14 protein-coding genes are annotated in these 20,738 nt (G+C 73.3%); 7 read left to right on the forward strand and 7 right to left on the reverse strand.

Annotated features, from left to right (window positions below):
• Nucleotides 1-163: 163 nt before the first annotated feature.
• The 4 genes from ACFYZY_RS20305 to ACFYZY_RS20320 are packed head-to-tail and all read right to left on the reverse strand — an operon-like array spanning nt 164 to nt 5,330.
• Complete coding sequence (locus tag ACFYZY_RS20305) at nt 164-1,123, reverse strand: LD-carboxypeptidase (RefSeq protein WP_388695895.1); 960 nt, start codon at nt 1,121-1,123, stop codon at nt 164-166.
• On the reverse strand, nt 1,120-3,120 hold the full coding sequence (locus tag ACFYZY_RS20310) for a prolyl oligopeptidase family serine peptidase (protein WP_388695897.1): 2,001 nt from the start codon (nt 3,118-3,120) through the stop codon (nt 1,120-1,122). Before ACFYZY_RS20310 ends, ACFYZY_RS20305 begins: the two co-directional genes overlap by 4 nt.
• 49 nt (nt 3,121-3,169) lie before the next feature.
• Entirely contained in the window at nt 3,170-4,504 is a 1,335-nt protein-coding gene (locus tag ACFYZY_RS20315; protein WP_388695898.1) for a M20/M25/M40 family metallo-hydrolase, read from the reverse strand.
• Nucleotides 4,497-5,330: a M55 family metallopeptidase gene (locus ACFYZY_RS20320; protein WP_388695900.1), complete on the reverse strand. Its 834-nt coding sequence runs from the start codon at nt 5,328-5,330 to the stop codon at nt 4,497-4,499. The genes ACFYZY_RS20315 and ACFYZY_RS20320 overlap by 8 nt, the downstream gene beginning before the upstream one ends.
• 214 nt (nt 5,331-5,544) lie before the next feature.
• Between ACFYZY_RS20320 and ACFYZY_RS20325 the strand changes: the two genes are divergently transcribed.
• Complete coding sequence (locus ACFYZY_RS20325; protein ID WP_388695901.1) at nt 5,545-6,810, forward strand: hypothetical protein; 1,266 nt, start codon at nt 5,545-5,547, stop codon at nt 6,808-6,810.
• 10 nt (nt 6,811-6,820) lie between these two features.
• Here the strand turns inward: ACFYZY_RS20325 and ACFYZY_RS20330 are convergent, their stop codons facing one another.
• Both ACFYZY_RS20330 and ACFYZY_RS20335 read right to left on the reverse strand, forming a co-directional pair.
• Complete coding sequence (locus ACFYZY_RS20330; protein WP_388695904.1) at nt 6,821-9,406, reverse strand: MFS transporter; 2,586 nt, start codon at nt 9,404-9,406, stop codon at nt 6,821-6,823.
• A 252-nt stretch (nt 9,407-9,658) separates the two neighbouring features.
• Nucleotides 9,659-10,102 (reverse strand): SRPBCC family protein, encoded by a 444-nt coding sequence (locus tag ACFYZY_RS20335; RefSeq protein WP_388695906.1) that lies wholly within the window; start codon nt 10,100-10,102, stop codon nt 9,659-9,661.
• A gap of 443 nt (nt 10,103-10,545) precedes the next feature.
• On the opposite strand from ACFYZY_RS20335, the gene ACFYZY_RS20340 reads away from it, so the two are divergent.
• Nucleotides 10,546-12,165: an alpha/beta hydrolase gene (locus ACFYZY_RS20340; protein ID WP_388695909.1), complete on the forward strand. Its 1,620-nt coding sequence runs from the start codon at nt 10,546-10,548 to the stop codon at nt 12,163-12,165.
• Between the two features lie 136 nt (nt 12,166-12,301).
• Here the strand turns inward: ACFYZY_RS20340 and ACFYZY_RS20345 are convergent, their stop codons facing one another.
• Entirely contained in the window at nt 12,302-12,904 is a 603-nt protein-coding gene (locus ACFYZY_RS20345) for a HEAT repeat domain-containing protein (RefSeq protein WP_388695911.1), read from the reverse strand.
• A gap of 318 nt (nt 12,905-13,222) precedes the next feature.
• On the opposite strand from ACFYZY_RS20345, the gene ACFYZY_RS20350 reads away from it, so the two are divergent.
• From ACFYZY_RS20350 to ACFYZY_RS20370, 5 genes are all read left to right on the forward strand, one after another.
• Nucleotides 13,223-15,004 (forward strand): 3-hydroxyacyl-CoA dehydrogenase family protein, encoded by a 1,782-nt coding sequence (locus tag ACFYZY_RS20350; RefSeq protein WP_388695913.1) that lies wholly within the window; start codon nt 13,223-13,225, stop codon nt 15,002-15,004.
• Nucleotides 15,005-15,119: 115 nt separating this feature from the next.
• Entirely contained in the window at nt 15,120-15,947 is an 828-nt protein-coding gene (locus tag ACFYZY_RS20355) for a TetR family transcriptional regulator (RefSeq protein WP_388695915.1), read from the forward strand.
• A gap of 418 nt (nt 15,948-16,365) precedes the next feature.
• Entirely contained in the window at nt 16,366-17,727 is a 1,362-nt protein-coding gene (gene ccrA, locus ACFYZY_RS20360) for a crotonyl-CoA carboxylase/reductase (protein ID WP_388695916.1), read from the forward strand.
• 14 nt (nt 17,728-17,741) lie between these two features.
• Nucleotides 17,742-19,763 (forward strand): protein meaA, encoded by a 2,022-nt coding sequence (locus ACFYZY_RS20365; RefSeq protein WP_388695919.1) that lies wholly within the window; start codon nt 17,742-17,744, stop codon nt 19,761-19,763.
• Nucleotides 19,760-20,734, forward strand: coding sequence for an HpcH/HpaI aldolase/citrate lyase family protein (locus tag ACFYZY_RS20370; RefSeq protein WP_388695922.1), 975 nt, complete (start codon nt 19,760-19,762; stop codon nt 20,732-20,734). Before ACFYZY_RS20365 ends, ACFYZY_RS20370 begins: the two co-directional genes overlap by 4 nt.
• The last annotated feature ends 4 nt before the right edge of the window (nt 20,735-20,738 follow it).

The following is a 20,738-nucleotide window of genomic DNA, read 5'->3' on the forward strand; positions in this document are numbered from 1 at the left end:
AAATCTCACCCCGGAGCCGTTCCACCCCCCCAACCTCATGACCAGAAGATGCCCACCACCAGCCAAGATCACCCAACGTAACGAAGCACTACTAGGCACGTCTCCCGCGGCCCCGCCCCGTGTGCTTCCGGGAAGCCGGCCCGGAGGCACGCGCGGCGGTGGTTCAGCGCAGGGCCGGCACCTCCAGGGTGAGCGTGCCCGCCTCCGCGTCGAGCACGCCGGGGATCCCGAGCGGCACGGTCAGGGCCGTCTCCCCGTGTCCGAAGCCCAGCTCCTCCACGACCGGCACCCCGAGCCCGCCCAGCCGGTCGGCGAGCACCGCCCGCACCTCCTCGTACGGGCCGCACTCCGCCCAGGACCCGAGGGCGACGCCCGTGACTCCGTCGAGCCAACCGGAGCGCAGGAGCTGGGTGAGGACGCGGTCGAGACGGTACGGCTCCTCCCCCACGTCCTCCAGGAGCAGCAGTCCGCCGCGCGCCGAGGGCCGCCCGTACGGGGTGCCGAGGTCGGCGGCGAGGAGACTGGCACAGCCCCCGAGCGTCACGCCCCGGGCCCGGCCCGGCACCAGCGCCCGTGCCGTCTCCAGGCCGAGGGTCCGCACCGATTCGGGTTCGAAGAGGGTGGCCCGCAACGACTCCCGGGTGCGCGGGTCCGTCAGGAACGTGCCCGCCGCGGCCATCGGGCCGTGCAGGGTGGCGAAGCCCGCGCGGACGGCGAACGCCTCGTGCAGGGCGGTCACGTCGCTGTAGCCGACGAACGCCTTGGGTCCGGCCGCCCGGATCGCCGTCCAGTCCACGAGGTCCACCATGCGCTGGACCCCGAACCCCCCGCGCGCGCAGATCACGGCGGAGACCGAGGGGTCGCACCACGCCTCGGTCAGGTCCCCGGCCCGGTCCCGGTCCGTCCCCGCGAGGTACCCGAGCGCGGGACGGACGTCCAGGACGTGCGGGGCGACCACCGGGTCCAGGCCCCAGCCGCGCAGCACGTCGAGCCCCGCCCGCAGCCGTTCCTCCGGGACGGGCCCGCTGGGGGCGACGACGGCGACCCGCGCCCCGGGCCGGAGCCTGACGGGGCGCGCCAGGGGGACGGCGACGGCCGGACCCCGTGCCTCCCGCCCGGTCACGTGCGGTACTCCAGGGCGGGCACGTCCGTACGGCCGAGCCCGAAGACCTCGGAGTAGAGGGACAGTTCGGCCTCCAGGGCCCGGACCAGGGTGTCGGCCGCACGGAAGCCGTGGCCCTCCCCCTCGAAGGCGAGGTAGGCGTGCGGGACTCCCCGCCCGGCCGCGCGGGCGAGGAACCGCTCGGCCTGCGCGGGCGGGCAGACGACGTCGTCGAGCCCCTGGAGCAGCAGGAAGGGCGCCGTGATCCGGTCGACGTGCTCGATGGGCGAGCGCTCCTTGTAGCGGGCCGGGACCCGGTCGAGGGGGCCGATCAGTCCGTGGAGGTACTGGGACTCGAAGTCGTGGGTCCCCTCGGCGGCCCAGTCCCGCAGGTCGAGGACGGGGTAGATGATCGTGCCGCAGGCGTACACGTCCGTCCCGGCGAGGGAGGCCGCCGCCGTCCAGCCGCCCGCGCTGCCGCCGCACACGGCGAGCCGCGCCGGGTCGGCCGCGCCCTCGGCGACGAGCGCCGCCGCGACGGCCGCGCAGTCCTCCACGTCCACGACGCCCCACTGCTCGCGCAGCCGCTCCCGGTACTCCCGGCCGTACCCGGTCGAGCCGCCGTAGTCGACCTCGGCGACGCCGATGCCCCGCGACGTGAAGTAGGTGATCTCCAGGTCGAGGACGAGCGGGGTGCGGCCGGTGGGCCCGCCGTGCGCCCGGATCACGTACGGCGGCAGCTCCCCGGCGGGCCCGGTGAAGCCGGGGTGGTGGGGCGGGTGGAGGTGGGCGTGGATCTCCCGTCCGCCGGGACCGGTGAAGGTGCGGGCGCGGGGCGGGGAGTAGTACGCGGGGTCCACGGCGTCGGTGTGCGCGGCGCCGACCACGCGGGTGCGGCCGGTGCGGGTGTCGAGCTCGACCAGTTCGTGGGAGCTGCGCGGTCCGCCGGCGAGGCCGACCACCCGGGTGCCGTGCGCGGCGAGGGTCGCGTCCCACTCGGTCCAGGGCCCGACGGCGTCGGCCAGTTCGCCGCTCTCGGGGTCGAGGACGCCGAGGGAGGTGGACCCCCTGCCGTGGACGACGGCGACGAGCCCGTTGTCCAGGGGTGCGAACCACTTCTGCCCGATCTTCCAGAGCGGGCCGCCGAACTCCTCGTCGCGGGGGTGGAGCGGGACCGGTTCGGACAGGGAGCCGTCGGCGTCGACCGACGCCCGGTAGAGGTTCCACCAGCCGGTGCGGTCGCTGACGAGGAGCAGCCGCCCCGCCGGGTCCCAGTCGATCTGCGGGACGGACTCGGCGGGGCCGCCGGCGACGGTCCGGGCGTTCCGGAAGGTGCCGTCGGGGGCGATCTCGGCGAGCAGGACCTCGGTGCCGTCCCACGGCATCCGGGGGTGGTCCCAGCCGATCCAGGCCGCCCGGCGTCCGTCCGGGGAAAGCCGGGGCCCGGTCACGAACCGGTGCCGTTCGCCGGTGAGTTCGCGCACGGCGGTGCGGTCCCCGGCGGCCGATCCGTCGAGGGGCACGGCGACGAGCACCCGGCGCACGTCGGTCGGCGCGGGGCCGGTGAACTCCTCCAGGACGCACCAGATCTCGCCCCGCTCCGGACGGATCACCGGATCGGCCCAGCGCAGCCCGCCGCCGACGGCGGAGACGGGGGTGAGGGGCCGCGGCGGCACGGCGGGGGCGGCGTCGGGCTCGTACGCGTAGAGCCGCTGGTCGGGGAAGTGGCAGAAGACCACGAGCGGTCCGTCCGCCGGGCGGTCCACCGCCGCCCAGGGCTGTCCGCCGTACTCGACGACCCGGCTGCGGACGTTCCACGGGGCGGGCAGCACGGTCTCCTCCGTGCCGTCGGCGCGCCGTCGTACGAGGGCACGGCGGCCGCCCTCGGCGGGCCGGGGCGCGGTCCACCACAGTGCGTCGCCGACGGCGCCGAGGTACTCGGGCCGTCCGTCGTGCGCGGCGGCGAGCGCCGCGTCGACGGGCGACGGCCAGGTGCCGTGGGCGGCGCTGGTCTTCATCTCGTCTCCCCCTGTCACGGGTCTGTCCCCCGGGTCCTGGTCACGTGCCCTACGCGGTCTTCAGATAGTGGTCGAGCACGCGGACGCCGAAGTGGAGGGCGTCCACCGGGACGCGTTCGTCCACGCCGTGGAAGAGCGCCCCGTAGTCGAGGTCCGGGGGCAGCCGGAGCGGCGAGAAGCCGTAGCCGGTGATGCCGAGCCGGGAGAACTGCTTGGCGTCGGTGCCGCCGGACATGGTGAACGGCACGACGTGCCCGGCCGGGTCGAAGCGCTCGACGGCGGCCCGCAGTTTGGCGAACGTCGGTGAGTCGACGGGGGATTCCAGGGGCACCTCGCGGTGGTGGAACTCCCACTCCACGTCGGGGCCGGTGAGCCGGTCCATCGTCTCGGTGAACTCCTCCTCGCCGCCCGGCAGCATCCGTCCGTCGACGTACGCGACGGCCGTGCCCGGAACGACGTTGACCTTGTAACCGGCCTCCAGCATCGTCGGGTTGGCGCTGTTGCGGACGGTCGCCCCGACCAGGGCGGCGGCGGGTCCGAGCTTGTCGAGGAGGCGGTCCACGTCGAGGTCGGGGGCGTGGGTGTCGACCTCGACGCCGTACAGCGCGGCCAGTTCGGTGAGGGCGGCGCGGACGGTGGTGGTGAGCCGGACCGGCCAGGTGTGGGCGCCGATGCGGGCGACGGCGGCGGCGAGGCGGGTGACGGCGTTGGCCGTGTTCACCTTGGAGCCGTGACCCGCCCGGCCGCGGGCGGTCAGCCGGAGCCAGGCGGTGCCCCGCTCCCCCGCCGCGATCGGGTAGATCCTCGTGCGGGGGTCCGGGTGGAAGCTGTACGCCCCGGACTCGCTGATGCCCTCCGTGCAGCCCTCGAAGAGGGCCGCGTGCCGGTCGGCGAGGAAGCCGGAGCCGTCGTCGGCGCTGTCCTCCTCGTCGGCCGTGTAGGCGAGGACGATGTCGCGGCGGGGACGGACGCCCTGCCGGGCCCAGGAGCGGACGACGGCCAGGACCATCGCGTCCATGTTCTTCATGTCGACGGCGCCGCGTCCCCACACGAGTCCGTCGCGGACCTCGCCGGAGAAGGGGTGGACGGTCCACTCGGCGGGATCGGCGGGCACCACGTCCAGATGGCCGTGGACGAGGAGCGCCGGGGCCCCGGGGTCGGTGCCGGGGACGCGCGCCACGACGTTGGTCCGGCCGGCGGTCCGTTCCAGGAGGGTGGGCTCGATCCCGGCGGCGGCGAGCCGCTCGGCGACGTACTCGGCGGCGGGCCGCTCGCGGCAGTCTCCGCCGCCCCGGTTGGTGGTGTCGAGGCGGATCAGCTCGGAGGTGAAGGCGACCGCCTCGTCGAGCGCCGTCGCGTCCGGTTCACGGACCTGCTCAGCCATACTGCTCCTCCACGGCGGCCGAGACGATGGTCGTGACCGCTTTGAACGTGCGAATCGCCTCGTACATCGTCGCGCCGGTGTAGGCGACGCGCCGCTCGCCGCTCCGCGTCACGCCGGGGACCACCGTGGCGGCGGCGCCCAGGTGCTCGGCGTCGAACTCCAGCTCCACGGTGAAGGGACCGCCCCGGACCGGTTCGTGCCGTACGGCGAGCGAGGCGCCCGTCTTCGCCGCGGCCCGGATGTCGGCGGCGGTCCTGGCCGGGGTGCGGCACACCGCCGCGTACCGCGAGACGTGGTCCTTGACGGCGACCTTGGGCGCCCCGGGGGCGTAGCCGAGGGCGTCCTCGCAGGTGAGGTCGTCGCCGGTGACGAGGACGACGGGGACGCCGTACTCCGCGACCACATGGGCGTTCAGCAGGCCCTCGCTCGCCCGCTCGCCGTTGAGCCAGACCCCGGTGACGGAGTTGGCGAGGTAGGTGTGGGCGAGGACCCCCTCGGCGCCGGCGCCCGTGTGGTAGCCGACGAAGGCGACGCCGTCGACGTCGCCGTGCTGCACGCCCTCGACCATGGAGAGGGACTTGTGCCGGCCGGTGATCATCTCGGCCCGCTCGTCCAGCCGCTCCAGGAGCAGGTTCCGCATGCTCCAGTGCGCCTCGTTGATGAGGACCTCGTCGGCGCCGCCGTCGAAGAAGCCGAGCACGGCGGCGTTCACGTCGGACGTGAACATCGCGCGGCACCGTTCCCACTGGGGCGTGCCGGGCAGCACGTCGGCGGGCCAGGTCACGCCGGTCGCGCCCTCCATGTCGGCGCTGATGAGGATCTTCATGTCTGGCACCGTACGCGCCGTCCGGCCGCCCTACCACCCCTGTGGAAAACCACCGTTGGAGTGGACCGGTGGCACGAGCCGGGCGGTGGCGCGGATCGTCCGGCGGGTTCCGGTCGTCTCCCGGCGCCGGGATACCGAAACGGGTGAAACTTCGCCAAGAGGTGTGGATAGGCTGTCGGCCGCAGTCGTCGTACCCGACCCTCGGAGAGCCCCGGTGACCACCGCCTTCACCCCGTCCGAATCCGCGCCCGCCGAGGCCGGAACCGCCGTCCCCGAGCCCGCCGACGCGGCCGCCGGGCCCGTCATGGCGGAGGAGCCGGAGTTCTGGGAGCCCTCGCCGCCGGAGGACCGGGACGGGCGGGAGGACGGGGACGGCCGGGGCGAGCAGGAGGGCCGGGAGGGCCGGGGCGAGCAGGAGGGCCGGGAGGGCCGGGAGGGCCGGGAGCAGGACGCCCCGGACCTGGAGGAGGACCGGGACACCGGGGAGCCCGACCCCGTGGTCGTCCGTGACGCGCGCGACTTCGGTGTCTACGCGCGGACCGGCGGCTGGGCCTTCGCGCTCAAGGTGGCGCGCAGCGTGCGTCCCGGCGGCCAGCCCGCCGAGGGAACGGCCCGGACGAAGGTCTCGGCGAAGGCGTTCGCCGAGCTGGCGGGGTGCTCGCCCGAGCGGGTCATGCGCCACTACAGGGCGTGGGACATGGCGGCCGACGACGGCCTGGTGCCCCAGTTCGAGGTCCTGGTCCCCGGCGAGGACATCGACCTGCCCGACGCGGACACCTGGATCGCGTACTACTCCTCCCGCAACGGCGCGGCCTCCGTGCGCGGCCGGGCGATCAGCGAGGCGGCCGAGGCGGAGGGCATCCGTCCGACGAAGGCCCTGGAGGTCGCGGAGAACCCGACGGCGCTGCGGGCCGCGATCCTCGCCGACCCCGGGACGGCGGAGGCCGCGCGCGGCGCGCTGCTCGACCGGATGAAGGAGGACCCGGCCCTCCAGACGGAGATGGCCCGCGCCTTCGTCCGCACCGACGACCTGAAGAAGGCGGTGGCGAGCGAGGCGAAGGCGGCCGACCGCATCGGCTACGTGCGCCAGATCGTCGAGAAGGGGCAGATCAGGACGCCCGCCGGGCAGACCGTGGAGGCGCCGGCCGAGCTGCGGGCGGAGGCCGAGCGGCACCTGTCCCTCCTGGACGAGCTGGACGACTCGGAGGAGGCGGGCGAGTGGGCCGGTGAGGCGTACGACACCGTCAGGGGCCTGGTCGCCAGGGCCGTGGAGGAGGACCCCGCGCTGCGCGTCCAGGAGCGGCGGACGAAGTTCTACAACAGTCTGCAGAAGGCGACGAAGGTCTTCGAGGAGCTGACGCTGGACGAGGTCCTGGAGGAGGAGATCTTCGAGGACGACATGCTCCAGCGGCTCGAAGCCCTCCAGGAGGCGATCAGCTCCTGCATCAGCACGCTGCGCAGGGCGTCGACCGCCTCCTGAGGCGCTCCCCTCAGTCCTGGTGGCCGAGCTGGAGGTCGCGTTCCGTGCGGCCCCCGCCGGCCACCTGGAGGACGGTCGCGACGGGCGGGTAGCCGGCGGCGATGACCGTGTACTCCCCGGAGGACAGGTCCACGAAGCGGAAGGTCCCGTCCGGCCCGGTGGTGAGGGTGTCCACGACGTTGCCGGCCGCGTCGAGCAGGGTGACCCGGGCGTCCTCCACGGCGCGCCCGCCGCCGGCGCGCACCGTCCCGCGCAGCACGGCGCCGCCGGCCAGCTCGATGTCCTGGCGGGTCTCGCGGGACGCCTGGACGCTCACCGGGAGCGCGGCGGGCCGGAAGGCGGGGGCGCTGGCGGCGAGCGTGTACTCGCCCGCGACCAGTTCGGTGATGACGTATCCGCCCTCGCGTCCGCTGCGGGTGGAGGCGACGACCTCGCCGCGCACGTCGGTGAGGGTGACGGACGCGTCCCGTACGGGCGTGCCGTCGGCGGTGACGACGCTGCCCGCGAGCCGGCCGGCGCCACCGAGGACCACGTCGAGTTCGACGGGCCGGTCGCCGACGGTGACGGAGACGGCCTGCGGCTGGTGTCCGCCGGCCGCCGCGATCAGGACGTACGCGCCGCCGCCGGGCACGCTCAGCGCGTACCGGCCGTCCTCGCCGCTCGCGCCCCGGCCCACCTGCCGTCCCTGGACGTCGATGAGGGTGAGGGCGGCCCGGGGGACGCGGCTGCCGTCGTGGTGCCGGACCGTGCCGCAGACGGGCAGTCCGGAGTGGGCCGGCCCGGGGTGCGACGGGGCGGCGGGCGCGGGCTCCGGGACGGCGTGCCGGGCCTGCGGCACCGCCTGGGTGCCGAAGTCGGCGGCCTCGGTGGTGGGGGTGTGGTGGGACACCAGCGGTTTCTCCTTGAGGGCGAAGGCGAGGACGAGGCCGAGCACGAGGACCGGCACGAGGTAGAGGAAGATGCGCGGCATCGCGTCCGCGTACGCCTGGATGTACGCGTCGCGCAGGGCGGGCGGCAGGGTGTGCACCGTCTGCGGGGTGATCGACTCGGCCGGGGGCAGGACGCCGGGGCCGCCCTGGGACAGGACGCCGGCGAGCCGGTCGCCGAGGGCGTCGTCGAGCCGGGAGGCGAAGAGGGTGCCGAAGATCGCGGCGCCGACGCTGCCGCCGATCTGGCGGAAGTAGTTGTGGGCGCTGGTGGCGGCGCCGAGGTCGGCGGGGCGCACGGAGTTCTGCACGGCGAGCACGAGCACCGGCATGACCAGGCCGATGCCGAGACCGAGGACGGCCTGCCAGAGGCTGTGGTGCAGGCGCGGCGTGTCGGTGCCCATGTGGGAGAGCAGCCACATGCCGAGGACGGCGAGGGCGCCGCCGGCCACCGGGTAGACCTTGTAGCGGCCGGTGCGGCTGATGAGCCGGCCCGAGGCGACGGAGGCGAGGACGATGCCGCCCATGAGGGGCAGCATCAGGAGTCCGGACTCCGTGGCGGTGGCGCCCTCGACCATCTGGAGGAAGGTGGGGAGGTAGCTGGCGGCGCCGAAGAGCGCGATGCCGATCACGGTGCCGACGAGGGCGGTGACGGTGAAGACGGAGTCGCGGAAGAGACGGAGCGGGATGAGGGGTTCGGGCGCGAAGTGCTCGACGACCAGGAACAGCAGGGCGGTTCCGGCGGCTCCGCAGGCGAGACCGAGGATGACGCGGGAGTCCCAGGCGTACTCGGTGCCGCCCCAGCTCGTCAGCAGGACCAGGCAGGTGGAGGCGGCGGCGAGGAGCAGCGCGCCGAGGACGTCGAAGCGCGCGCGTGCGGCCGGCTTGGGGAGCTTGAGGACGGTGACGACGACGGCGAGGGTGACGAGCCCGAAGGGCACGTTGAAGTAGAAGCACCAGCGCCAGGAGACGTGGTCGGTGAAGAAGCCGCCGAGCAGGGGTCCCGCGACGGAGGCGAGGCCGAAGACGGCACCGATCAGGCCCATGTACCGGCCGCGTTCCCGAGGGGGCACGATGTCCGCGATGATCGCCTGGACGCCGATCATGAGGCCGCCGGCGCCGATGCCCTGGACCGCGCGGAAGGCGATGAGCTGGTCCATCGTCCGGGACCAGCCGGCGAGCCCCGAGCCGATGACGAAGACGACGATGGCGAAGAGGAAGACGCCCTTGCGGCCGAGGAGGTCGCCGAGCTTCCCGTAGACCGGCAGGCCGACGGTGGAGGTCAGCAGGTAGGCGGTGATCGCCCAGGACATCCGGTCCAGGCCCTGGAGTTCGCCGACGATCTTCGGCAGGGCGGTGGCGACGATCATCTGCTCCAGGGCGGCGAGGAGCAGCGCGAGCATGAGGCCGAAGAAGACGAGCCGGACGCGACGGGGGTCGAGGGCGGCCGGGCCGGGCGAGGGCACGGGGCCGGCGGGCGGGCCGTCCGGCGGGGGCGGCGCCGCGCCCGCCACTTCTCCGACGGTTCCGACGACCCCGGCGGCTCCGGCGGCTCCGGCGGCTCCAGCGGCTCCGACAACCTCGGCGGACCCGGCGGTCCGGATGCCCTCGGTGATCCCGGTGCCCTCGGCGGTCCCGGTGCCCTCGGCGGTCCCGGTGCTCTTCGCCATGGTGACCCCACCCACGTGTCTGCTCCCCTCGTCACGGCGTCTGCGCCGCGCCATTCTTCGCATTGGGCGCGAAGGGGGAGCAAGTCGGGCGGTACGGGAGTCAAGGGCGCCCGGGGCGGTGAACCTCCCCGGACGGCAGCGCACTTGGGGCGCTCATCAGCGCGTTTGCGCGAGGGCCCGCGCCCCCGGCGCACCGGGGGCGCGGACACGGGGGCGCGGGCGATCCACTCGAATCGGTGAACGCTCCGGGCGTTACTTCTCGACCTCGGCCGCCAGCCGGTCGAGGACGAGGTCGTAGATCCGGCCGAGTCCCTTGGGCGCGAAGGTCTTCTCGAAGAAGCCGCCGATGCCGCCGGCACCGTTCCAGACGGTCGTGACGACGGCGCGGGACTTGCCCTCGCCGGCGGGCGTCACGGTCCAGGTGGTGACCATGGAGGAGTTGCGGTCCTTCTCGACGAGCTGCCCGTCGGTGGGCTCGGTGACCTCCAGGAGGCAGTCGCGGACGCGCTTGCTGGTGGCCTGGAGCTTCCAGTGGACGAGGGTGCCCTCGCCGTCGCCGCCCTCGCGCACCTCGTACTCGCTGAAGTGCTCGGGGAGGAGCTTCGCGCGCGTGCCACTGTAATCGGCGAGGGCGTCGAACACCGTGTCGGCGTTCGCGGCGATGATCCGTTCCGTCGTGGCCTCGACCTGCGCCATTGACTTCCTCCAGCTCGTGGTTCCTCGGGGAATGAGGACCAAGCGAACCACGTGGGTGCCGGGGGACGAAATCCGGTACGCGACGACGGGGAGCACGCGTTTCCTCGCGGGCGGACGATCGAACCCTGGCCGCCGAGGAGGCGCCCGTGCGCCGGGACGGCCCAAACGAAACCCCCGCCGTTCCGGCAACGGCGCCGGACCACTCGTCAGCTGTGCGGTTTCGCGGCGGAGTTCACCGTCGGTCCCGGCCCGCGCGGCGGGGTGCGCCGGGCCGCCCCGCCGGAGGAGCCGGACGTCACGCCGGCACCGGAGCGGTCCGCTCCCCTCCGGCGGCCGGTCGGATCGTCGGACCGGTATGCCTGACACGCCGTCGGGACCCGCCGTTCGGGTCAACTCCCGTCGGAACGGGTCCTTCCGGGCCCTGTTCGGGGCACGGAGCCCCCATGACCCCACGCGCAGGCATGCTGATCGCCGCTGGAGCACTGGTGGCCGGGACGGTCACCGTCCTGCCCGCCTCCCCCGCGGGCGCCGGCGAACCGGCCCCCCGTCCCCTCCCCCGGCTCGCCTGGGCCGACTGCCCCACGAAGCCGTACCCGAGACTCCAGTGCGCCACCCTGAAGGTCCCGCTCGACCACGACGCCCCGGCCGGGCGGACGATCACGCTCGCCCTCACCCGGGTCCCGCACACCGCGAAGACCTTCCAGGGGCCGCTGTTCGTGAATCCGGGCGGGCCCGGTGGCAGCGGGCGCGGCATGGCCGGGTACGTGGCGTCCGCGCTGCCCCCGGAGGTGGCCGCCCAGTACGACGTGATCGGCTTCGACCCGCGCGGGGTCGGCAGGAGCGAGCCCGCGCTCGACTGCCTCCCCGGCCACTTCGCGCCGGTGCGCCCCGACTCGGTGCCGCGCGGGAGCCGGGCCGAGCGGGCGGGGGTGAACCGGGCGCGGGAGTTCGCCGAGGCGTGCGGCGAGAAGTACGCCGACGTCCTGCCGTACATCGACACGGTGAGCACCGCCCGGGACCTCGACCTCGTCAGGGACGCGCTCGGCGCACCGAAGCTCACCTACCTGGGGTACTCGTACGGCACCTATCTGGGGGCGGTGTACGCGCGGCTCCATCCGGACCGGGTGCGGCGCATGGCGCTCGACTCCGTCGTCCACCCGCACGCCGTCTGGTACGAGTCCAACATCGCGCAGAACCACGCCTTCGACACGCGCCACAAGGCGTTCCTGGCGTGGGTGGCCCGGCACGACTCCGCGTACCGGCTCGGCACCGACCCGGCGGCGGTCGAGGCCGCCTGGTACCGGATGCGCGACGCGGTGCGCGCGGCCCCGGCCGGCGGGAAGGTCGGTCCGGGCGAACTGGAGGACACCTTCCTGCCCGGCGGGTACTACAACGGCTACTGGCCCGCGCTGGCGAAGGCGTTCTCCGCGTACGCCGTCGACGCGGACCCGAAGCCGCTGACGGAGGCGTACGAGCGGTACGGGGAGCCCGAGGCCGCCACCGACAACGGCTATTCGGTCTACACCAGCGTGCAGTGCCGGGACGCGGGCTGGCCCCGCGACTGGAGCGTCTGGCGCAGGGACGCCTGGAAGACGCACGCCAAGGCGCCGTTCTCGACCTGGAACAACACCTGGTACAACGCTCCGTGCGCGTTCTGGCCGGTGGAGTCCCTGACCCCGCCGGACGTCCGCAACGACCGGATTCCGCCGGCCCTCGTCCTCCAGGCGACGGACGACGCGGCGACGCCGTACGAGGGCGCGGTCGCGCTGCACCGGCTGCTGCGCGGTTCCAGCCTGGTGGTGGAGGAGGGCGGCGGCAACCACGGCGTGACGCTCGCGGGGAACGACTGCGCCGACCGGTACCTGGCCGCCTACCTGGCCACGGGCGAGGTCCCGCGCGGCGGGGGCGGCGGCGAGGCGGACGCGGTCTGCGCCGCGCTCCCGGACCCGGAGCCCGAGCCGGTGGCCCCGGCCGGTCCGAAGCCGCCGGAGAAGAACGGCGCGGCGTCGCGGGTGGGGCCGGTCGGAGCCGTCCTGCACGGCCTCCTCGGCCACGCGCGCTGAACGGCCGCCCGTCGCCCGGTCCCTCGCCGCCCGTCTTCCGCCGCCCGGACCGGCCGGGGCCACCGGACCGGGCCTCCGCCGTCCGGTCCCGCACCGCCCGGCCCGCGCCGGCCGCGCCCCCGCCGTCCGGTCCCGTTCAGCCGGCGGGGCCGAGCCGCCCCAGCGACCGTCCCGCCGCCGCGCCGAGACGGGGGTGCGGCAGCGCGGCCTCCAGGGCGGGGCGGGCCCGGGGATCGCCGAGGGCACCGAGCCCTTCGACGCAGGCGAGACCGACCCGCCAGTGCGGGTCGTCGGCCGGGAGGCGCCGTTCGAGGACGGTGATCAGGGCCGGTACGGACTCGGGGGCGCGCAGCGCGGCGAGCAGCCGGACCGGCAGCAGGGCGTAGGCGGCACGGAGTTCGTTGGTGGCGAGGGCGGCGGCCGCGCGGGCGGTGCGCGGGTCGCCGAGCCGGGTCAGGGCGTGGGCGGCGGTGACGCAGCGCTCGGGATCGCGGTGGTTGAGGAGGAGGACGAGGGGCTCGAAGGCGCGCGGGTCCCCGGCGACGCCCAGGGCGTAGGCGGCGATCTCCCGGGCCCAGAGCGGCTGTCCGGGCGCGGTGAGAACGTGGTGCAGTTCCTCGGGGTCGCGGGTTTCCGCGAGCCGTCCGAATTCCGCCGGGACCTCTCCGCCCTCATTCTCGATCTCGTCGCGCAATCGATCGATCATCGAGCAGAATTCCGGGTCCTCGGCGTATTCCATGAATCCGAGCCTATCCGCGATCCAGATCACATCTTCTCGACTTCCCGGGACTGGCGCGCTCGTTACCGGCCGGTTAGTCTCGGGTGAGCGGGTCGATCCCCGCTTCTCACAACGGCCTGGTGACGCAGCCGTCGTGAGCGTTCGTCGGTTCGGCAGTTTCGACGCGGCTCCGGGACAGAGCCCGTCTCCCCTTTCACCGGGCACCGCCCTTTCCGGGCCCGCTCCCGCGTGTTCTTCCGCGATTCCTTTCGCGCGATTCAGCGGCACCACCCGCGCGTACTGCCCTCAGTCGTCACTCTCCCTCCCTGGAGTCCCCTGATGGACACCCCTCTCTCCACCATCGCCGTCGTCGGTCTCGGCACCATGGGCACGGGCATCGCCGACGTCCTCGCACGGGCCGGCCGCGAGGTCATCGGCATCGACATCAGCGACGCGGCCGCCGCCCGGGCCGTCGCCGCCCTGGAGGCATCCACCGCCCGCGCCGTGGCCCGCGAGCGGATCACCGAGGAGGAGCGGCAGGACGTCCTGGCCCGCTTCCGCACCTTCCCCGACCTCCGGGCGGCCGCCGAGGCCGATCTCGTGATCGAGGTCGTGCCGGAGTCGTACGAGGCGAAGCGGGAGGTCTTCCGGGCCCTCGACGGCATCGTCCGGCCCGACGCGATCCTGGCCACCGGCACCAACGCGCTCTCCGTCACCCGGCTCGCCGCCGACTCGGCGCACCCCGAGCGGGTGCTCGGCCTGCACTTCTTCACCCCGGTCCAGGCGATGAGGCTGGTCGAGGTGGTCTCCTCGGTGCTGACCGACCCGCGGGCCGTCGAGGCCGTCACCCGCCTCGCCCAGGACCTCGGCAAGGAGCCGGTGGCGGTCGGGGACCGGGCCGGGTTCATCGCGGACGGGCTGCTCTTCGGCTACCTGAACCAGGCCGCCGCGATGTACGAGTCCAAGTACGCCTCCCGCGAGGACATCGACGCGGCGATGCGGCTGGGCTGCGGCCTGCCGATGGGCCCGCTGGCGCTGCTCGACCTGATCGGGATCGACACGGCCCGCACGGTCCTGGAGGCCATGTACGCCTCCTCGCACGACCGGCTGCACGCCCCCGCCCCGATCCTCCGGCAGCTCAGCGAGGCGGGCCTGACGGGCCGCAAGACGGGCCGCGGCTTCTACACGTACGCGGCGCCGGACTCCGGCGAGGTGGTGCGCGACGCGCTCACCCCGCTCGCCTCGGCGGAGGCCGGGGCCGGCCGCGAGGTCCGCTCGGTCGGCGTCGCCGGTTCGGGCACCATGGCCTCCGGCATCGCGGAGGTCTTCGCCAAGGCCGGGTACGAGGTCGTGCTCGCCGCCCGCTCCCAGGAGAAGGCGGACACCGCCAAGGCCCGGATCGCCACGTCCCTGGACCGTTCGGTGTCCAAGGGCCGGATGACGGCCGAGGCCCGTGACACCACGCTCGCCCTGATCACCCCGGCCGGCACGCTCGACGCCTTCGCCGAGGTCGACCTGGCGGTCGAGGCGGTCGCGGAGGACCTGGAGATCAAGCAGGAGCTGTTCGCGCGGCTCGACAAGATCTGCAGGCCGGGCGCGGTGCTCGCCACCACGACCTCCTCGCTGCCGGTCGTGGCCTGCGCCCGGGCCACCACGCGCCCGCAGGACGTCATCGGGATGCACTTCTTCAACCCGGCGCCCGCGATGAAGCTGGTGGAGATCGTCCGTACGGTCCTGACCGGCGACGACGTCCACGCCACCGTCCGCGAGGTCACCACCAGGATCCGCAAGCACCCCGTGGACTGCGGCGACCGGGCCGGCTTCATCGTGAACGCGCTGCTCTTCCCGTACCTGAACAACGCGGTCAAGATGGTCCAGGAGCACTACGCGACCCTGGACGACATCGACGCCGCGATGAAGCTGGGCGGCGGCTACCCGATGGGCCCGTTCGAGCTGCTCGACGTGGTCGGCCTCGACGTCTCGCTCGCGATCGAGCGGGTCCTGCACCGCGAGTTCCGCGACCCCGGCCTCGCCCCGGCCCCGCTCCTGGAGCACCTGGTGGCGGCGGGCTGCCTGGGCCGCAAGACGGGGCGCGGCTTCCGCGAATATGCCCGGCGCTGAACCCCGCTCCCCCGGCTGGGGCGGGCTCCTGATCCCCCCGGGCACCCCCGGTGCCCCGGGGGGTTCCCCGCCCCCACCTGGGCACACGTCCACTCCGATGCAGTACGTTCGGACCATGTCCAAGGCCGCGAAGTCACCCCGTGCCACCTCTCCGTCCGACGCTCCGGAGAGCGCGGCGGGCACCCGTGCCGCCGCGCAGCGGCTCAAGATGCGCCGGGAGCTCGCCACCGCGGCGATGGAGCTCTTCGCGACCAAGGGGTACGAGGCCACCACGGTGGACGAGATCGCGGCCGCGGCCGGGGTCGCGCGGCGGACCTTCTTCCGCCACTTCCGCTCCAAGGAAGAGGCGATCTTCCCCGACCACGACGACACCCTGGTGCGGGCGGAGGCGGTGCTGAACGCCGCGCCGCCGCACGAGCACCCGCTCGACACGGTGTGCCGGGGCATCAAGGAGGTCATGAAGATGTACGCGGGGTCCCCCGCGGTCTCCGTGGAGCGCTACCGGCTCACCCGCGAGGTGCCGACGCTGCGGGAGCGGGAGATCGCCTCGGTGGCCCGCTACGAGCGGCTGTTCACCCGCTACCTCCTCGGCCACTTCGACGAGCGCGACCACCACGACGGCAACGACGACCCGCTGCTCGCCGAGGTGGCGGCCTCGGCGGTCGTCACCGCCCACAACCACGTGCTGCGCCGCTGGCTGCGGGCGGGCGGCGAGGGCGACGTGGAGGCCCAGCTCGACCACGCCTTCGCGATCGTCCGGGAGACCTTCGGGTCGGGCATGGGCGCGGGCCGGCCGGCCCCGTCCTCCGCGGCCCCCCAGGACGGCCCCGCCCCCGCCGTCCGGGCCTCCGCCCGCGGTGACGTGGTGGTCGCCGTGGCCCGTACGGACGCGCCGCTCGACGAGGTCATGCGCTCCATCCAGCAGGCGCTCGGCACCGTCTGAGCCCTCCCGCTCCACGGCGCACCGCGTGGGCCGCTCCCGATCCCGGGGGCGGCCCACGCGGCGTTTGCCCAGGTCGGAGCGGTATGAGCCACCCATTCGATCGATCATCGCTCATCTGTGACGGGCAGTTCGCATGCGAGTGAAATTACTGGCACGCAGTGCCTTGTCAGGTGACACGGCGTGCCATACGTTGATGGTGTCCGGGCGGTCGGCACGCGGAGACCACCTCGCGCGCCGGCTGTCCCCACGGGCCGACGGCCCGTGCGCCCGGACGCCTGCGTCACAGGCAACCCCGCGCCCGAACGGCGCCGCGCCACCGCACCGCCCAGCCGAACCGACGGCACACCTCCACAGCAGCAGCACTTCCCGTCGCAACCCCCAGGCGTCCTCCCCGGACGCTCACCGCCGGAGGCAACCCGTGAAGGAAATCCTGGACGCGATCCAGTCCCAGACCGTGACGTCGAGCGGCTCCGCCGCGGTCACGTCCGCCGACTTCGCGAACATCCAGCTCCCCGAGTCGTACCGCGCCGTCACCGTCCACAAGGACGAGGCCGAGATGTTCACCGGACTCGCCAGCCGTGACAAGGACCCGCGCAAGTCGCTCCACCTCGACCAGGTCCCGGTCCCCGAACTCGGTCCCGGCGAGGCGCTCGTCGCCGTGATGGCCTCCTCGGTCAACTACAACTCGGTGTGGACCTCGATCTTCGAGCCGGTGTCGACCTTCGGGTTCCTGGAGCGCTACGGCCGCCTCTCCGAGCTGACCAAGCGCCACGACCTGCCGTACCACGTCATCGGCTCCGACCTCGCGGGCGTCGTCCTGCGCACCGGCCCCGGCGTCAACTCGTGGAAGCCCGGCGACGAGGTCGTCGCGCACTGCCTCTCGGTCGAGCTGGAGTCCTCCGACGGCCACAACGACACGATGCTCGACCCCGAGCAGCGCATCTGGGGCTTCGAGACCAACTTCGGCGGCCTGGCGGAGATCGCCCTCGTCAAGTCGAACCAGCTGATGCCGAAGCCCGGCCACCTGAGCTGGGAGGAGGCGGCCGCCCCGGGCCTGGTGAACTCCACCGCCTACCGCCAGCTCGTCTCCCGCAACGGCGCCGGCATGAAGCAGGGCGACAACGTCCTCATCTGGGGCGCCAGCGGCGGCCTCGGCTCGTACGCCACCCAGTTCGCCCTGGCCGGCGGCGCCAACCCGATCTGCGTCGTCTCCTCCCCCGAGAAGGCCGACATCTGCCGGTCCATGGGCGCCGAGGCGGTCATCGACCGCAACGCCGAGGGCTACAAGTTCTGGAAGGACGAGCACACCCAGGACCCGAAGGAGTGGAAGCGCTTCGGCAAGCGCATCCGCGAGCTCACCGGCGGCGAGGACATCGACATCGTCTTCGAGCACCCGGGCCGCGAGACCTTCGGCGCCTCCGTGTACGTCACCCGCAAGGGCGGCACCATCACCACCTGCGCCTCGACCTCCGGGTACATGCACCAGTACGACAACCGCTACCTGTGGATGTCGCTCAAGCGGATCATCGGCTCGCACTTCGCGAACTACCGCGAGGCGTGGGAGGCCAACCGCCTGATCGCCAAGGGCAAGATCCACCCCACCCTGTCGAAGGTCTACTCCCTGGAGGAGACCGGCCAGGCCGCCTACGACGTCCACCGCAACCTCCACCAGGGCAAGGTCGGCGTCCTCGCCCTCGCGCCCCAGGAGGGCCTGGGCGTGCGCGACCCGGAGATGCGGGCCCAGCACATCGACGCCATCAACCGCTTCCGCAACATCTGAACCCGGGACCACAGATGACTGAGCGCCAGAAGGACCGGCCGTGGCTCATGCGGACGTACGCCGGTCACTCGACCGCCGAGGCGTCCAACGAGCTGTACCGGCGCAACCTCGCCAAGGGTCAGACCGGCCTCTCGGTCGCCTTCGACCTGCCGACGCAGACGGGCTACGACCCCGACCACGTCCTCGCCCGCGGCGAGGTCGGCCGGGTCGGCGTCCCCGTCTCGCACCTCGGCGACATGCGCCGGCTGTTCCAGGACATCCCCCTGGAGCGGATGAACACCTCGATGACCATCAACGCCACGGCGATGTGGCTCCTGGCGCTCTACCAGGTGGTCGCGGAGGAGCAGGGGGCGGACGTCGCCGGGCTCCAGGGCACCACCCAGAACGACATCGTGAAGGAGTACCTGTCGCGCGGGACGCACGTCTTCCCGCCCGGCCCCTCCCTCCGCCTCACGACGGACATGATCACCTACACGGTGAACCACCTCCCGAAGTGGAACCCGATCAACATCTGCAGCTACCACCTGCAGGAGGCGGGGGCCACTCCGGTCCAGGAGATCTCGTACGCGATGTCCACCGCCATCGCGGTGCTCGACGCGGTCCGGGACTCCGGCCAGGTCCCCGAGGACCGCTTCGGCGAGGTGGTCGCCCGCATCTCGTTCTTCGTGAACGCGGGCGTCCGCTTCGTCGAGGAGATGTGCAAGATGCGCGCCTTCGGGCGCATCTGGGACAAGATCACCCACGAGCGGTACGGCATCGAGAACGCCAAGCAGCGCCGGTTCCGCTACGGCGTGCAGGTCAACTCGCTCGGCCTGACCGAGGCCCAGCCGGAGAACAACGTCCAGCGGATCGTCCTGGAGATGCTGGCCGTCACCCTCTCCAAGGACGCCCGCGCGCGGGCCGTCCAGCTCCCCGCCTGGAACGAGGCCCTGGGTCTGCCCCGGCCCTGGGACCAGCAGTGGTCGCTGCGCATCCAGCAGGTCCTCGCCCACGAGTCCGACCTGCTGGAGTACGAGGACATCTTCGCCGGCTCGCACGTGATCGAGGCCAAGGTGGACGCCCTCGTCGAGGAGTGCCTGGCCGAGATCGACCGCATCCAGGAGATGGGCGGCGCGATGGCGGCCGTCGAGTCCGGCTACCTCAAGGCGCAGCTCGTCTCCTCGCACGCCGAGCGGCGCGCCCGGATCGAGGCCGGCGAGGAGAAGATCGTCGGCGTCAACATCTACCGGTCGACCGAGGAGAGCCCCCTCACCGCCGACCTGGACACCGCGATCATGACGGTGGACCCGGCGAACGAGGCGCGGGTGGTCGCCGCCCTCCACGAGTGGCGCGACAACCGCGACGAGACCCGCGCCCAGGAGTCCCTGGCGAAGCTGAAGGCGACGGCGGCCGGCGACGGCAACCTCTTCGCCGCCACCCTGGAGTGCGCGCGCGCGGGCGTCACCACCGGGGAGTGGTCCTGGGCGCTGCGGGACGTCTTCGGCGAGTTCCGCGCCCCCACGGGCGTGTCCTCCGCCCCGGTCGCGGTGACCGCCGAGGCGGGCACGCCGCTGGCCCTCGTACGGGAGAAGGTGGCGCGGACCGCGGAGGAGCTGAACGCCGGACGGCTGCGGCTGCTCGTCGGCAAGCCCGGTCTGGACGGGCACTCCAACGGGGCCGAGCAGATCGCCGTACGCGCGCGCGACGCCGGTTTCGAAGTGGTCTACCAGGGCATCCGGCTGACCCCCGAACAGATCGTCGACGCGGCCCTGGCCGAGGACGTGCACTGCGTGGGCCTGTCGATCCTCTCCGGCTCGCACGCCGAGCTGGTCCCGGACGTCCTCGGCCGCCTCCGCGAGGCGGGCGCGTCCGACATTCCCGTCATCGTCGGCGGGATCATCCCGAACGCCGACGCCGCGGAACTGAGGCGCGCGGGCGTGGCCGCCGTCTTCACCCCGAAGGACTTCGGCATCACGGAGATCATCGGCCGTATCGTCGACGAGATCCGCAGAGCCAACAAGCTCAGCTCCCTTGAAAGTACGGAGGTCCCCGCATGACCAGCCCCGCGTCTCCCGTGAACCGGCTGCGCCCCCGCCGCTCCTGCCTGGCGGTCCCCGGCTCCAACCCGCGCTTCCTGGAGAAGGCCCAGGGCCTCGCCGCCGACCAGGTCTTCCTCGACCTGGAGGACGCCTGCGCCCCGCTGGCCAAGCCCGAGGCCCGGCACACCATCGTGAAGTTCCTGAACGAGGGCGACTGGACCGGCAAGACGCGCGTGGTCCGCGTCAACGACTGGACGACCCACTGGACGTACCGGGACGTCGTCACGGTCGTCGAGGGCGCCGGCCAGAACCTCGACTGCATCATGCTGCCGAAGGTCCAGGACGCGCAGCAGATCGTCGCGCTGGACCTGCTGCTCACCCAGATCGAGAAGACGATGGGCTTCGAGGTCGGCAAGATCGGCATCGAGGCGCAGATCGAGAACGCGCAGGGCCTGACCAACGTCAACGCCATCGCGCGGGCGTCCCAGCGCGTCGAGACGATCATCTTCGGCCCGGCCGACTTCATGGCCTCCATCAACATGAAGTCCCTCGTCGTGGGCGAGCAGCCGCCCGGCTACCCGGCGGACGCCTACCACCACATCCTGATGAGCATCCTGATGGCCGCCCGCGCCAACAACCTCCAGGCGATCGACGGCCCCTACCTGCAGATCCGCAACCAGGAGGGCTACAAGGCCGTCGCGCGCCGCGCCGCCGCCCTGGGCTTCGACGGCAAGTGGGTGCTGCACCCGGACCAGGTCGCCGCCGCGAACGAGATCTTCTCGCCCTCGCAGGAGGACTACGACCACGCCGAGCTGATCCTCGACGCGTACGACTACTACACGTCCGAGGCCGGCGGGAAGAAGGGCTCCGCGATGCTCGGCGACGAGATGATCGACGAGGCGTCCCGCAAGATGGCCCTGGTCATCTCCGGCAAGGGTCGTGCCGCCGGCATGCGGCGCACCACCAAGTTCGAGATCCCGGAGGCGTAGCACC

The organism is Streptomyces sp. NPDC001744 (genome assembly GCF_042892575.1).
Lineage (GTDB): Bacteria > Actinomycetota > Actinomycetes > Streptomycetales > Streptomycetaceae > Streptomyces.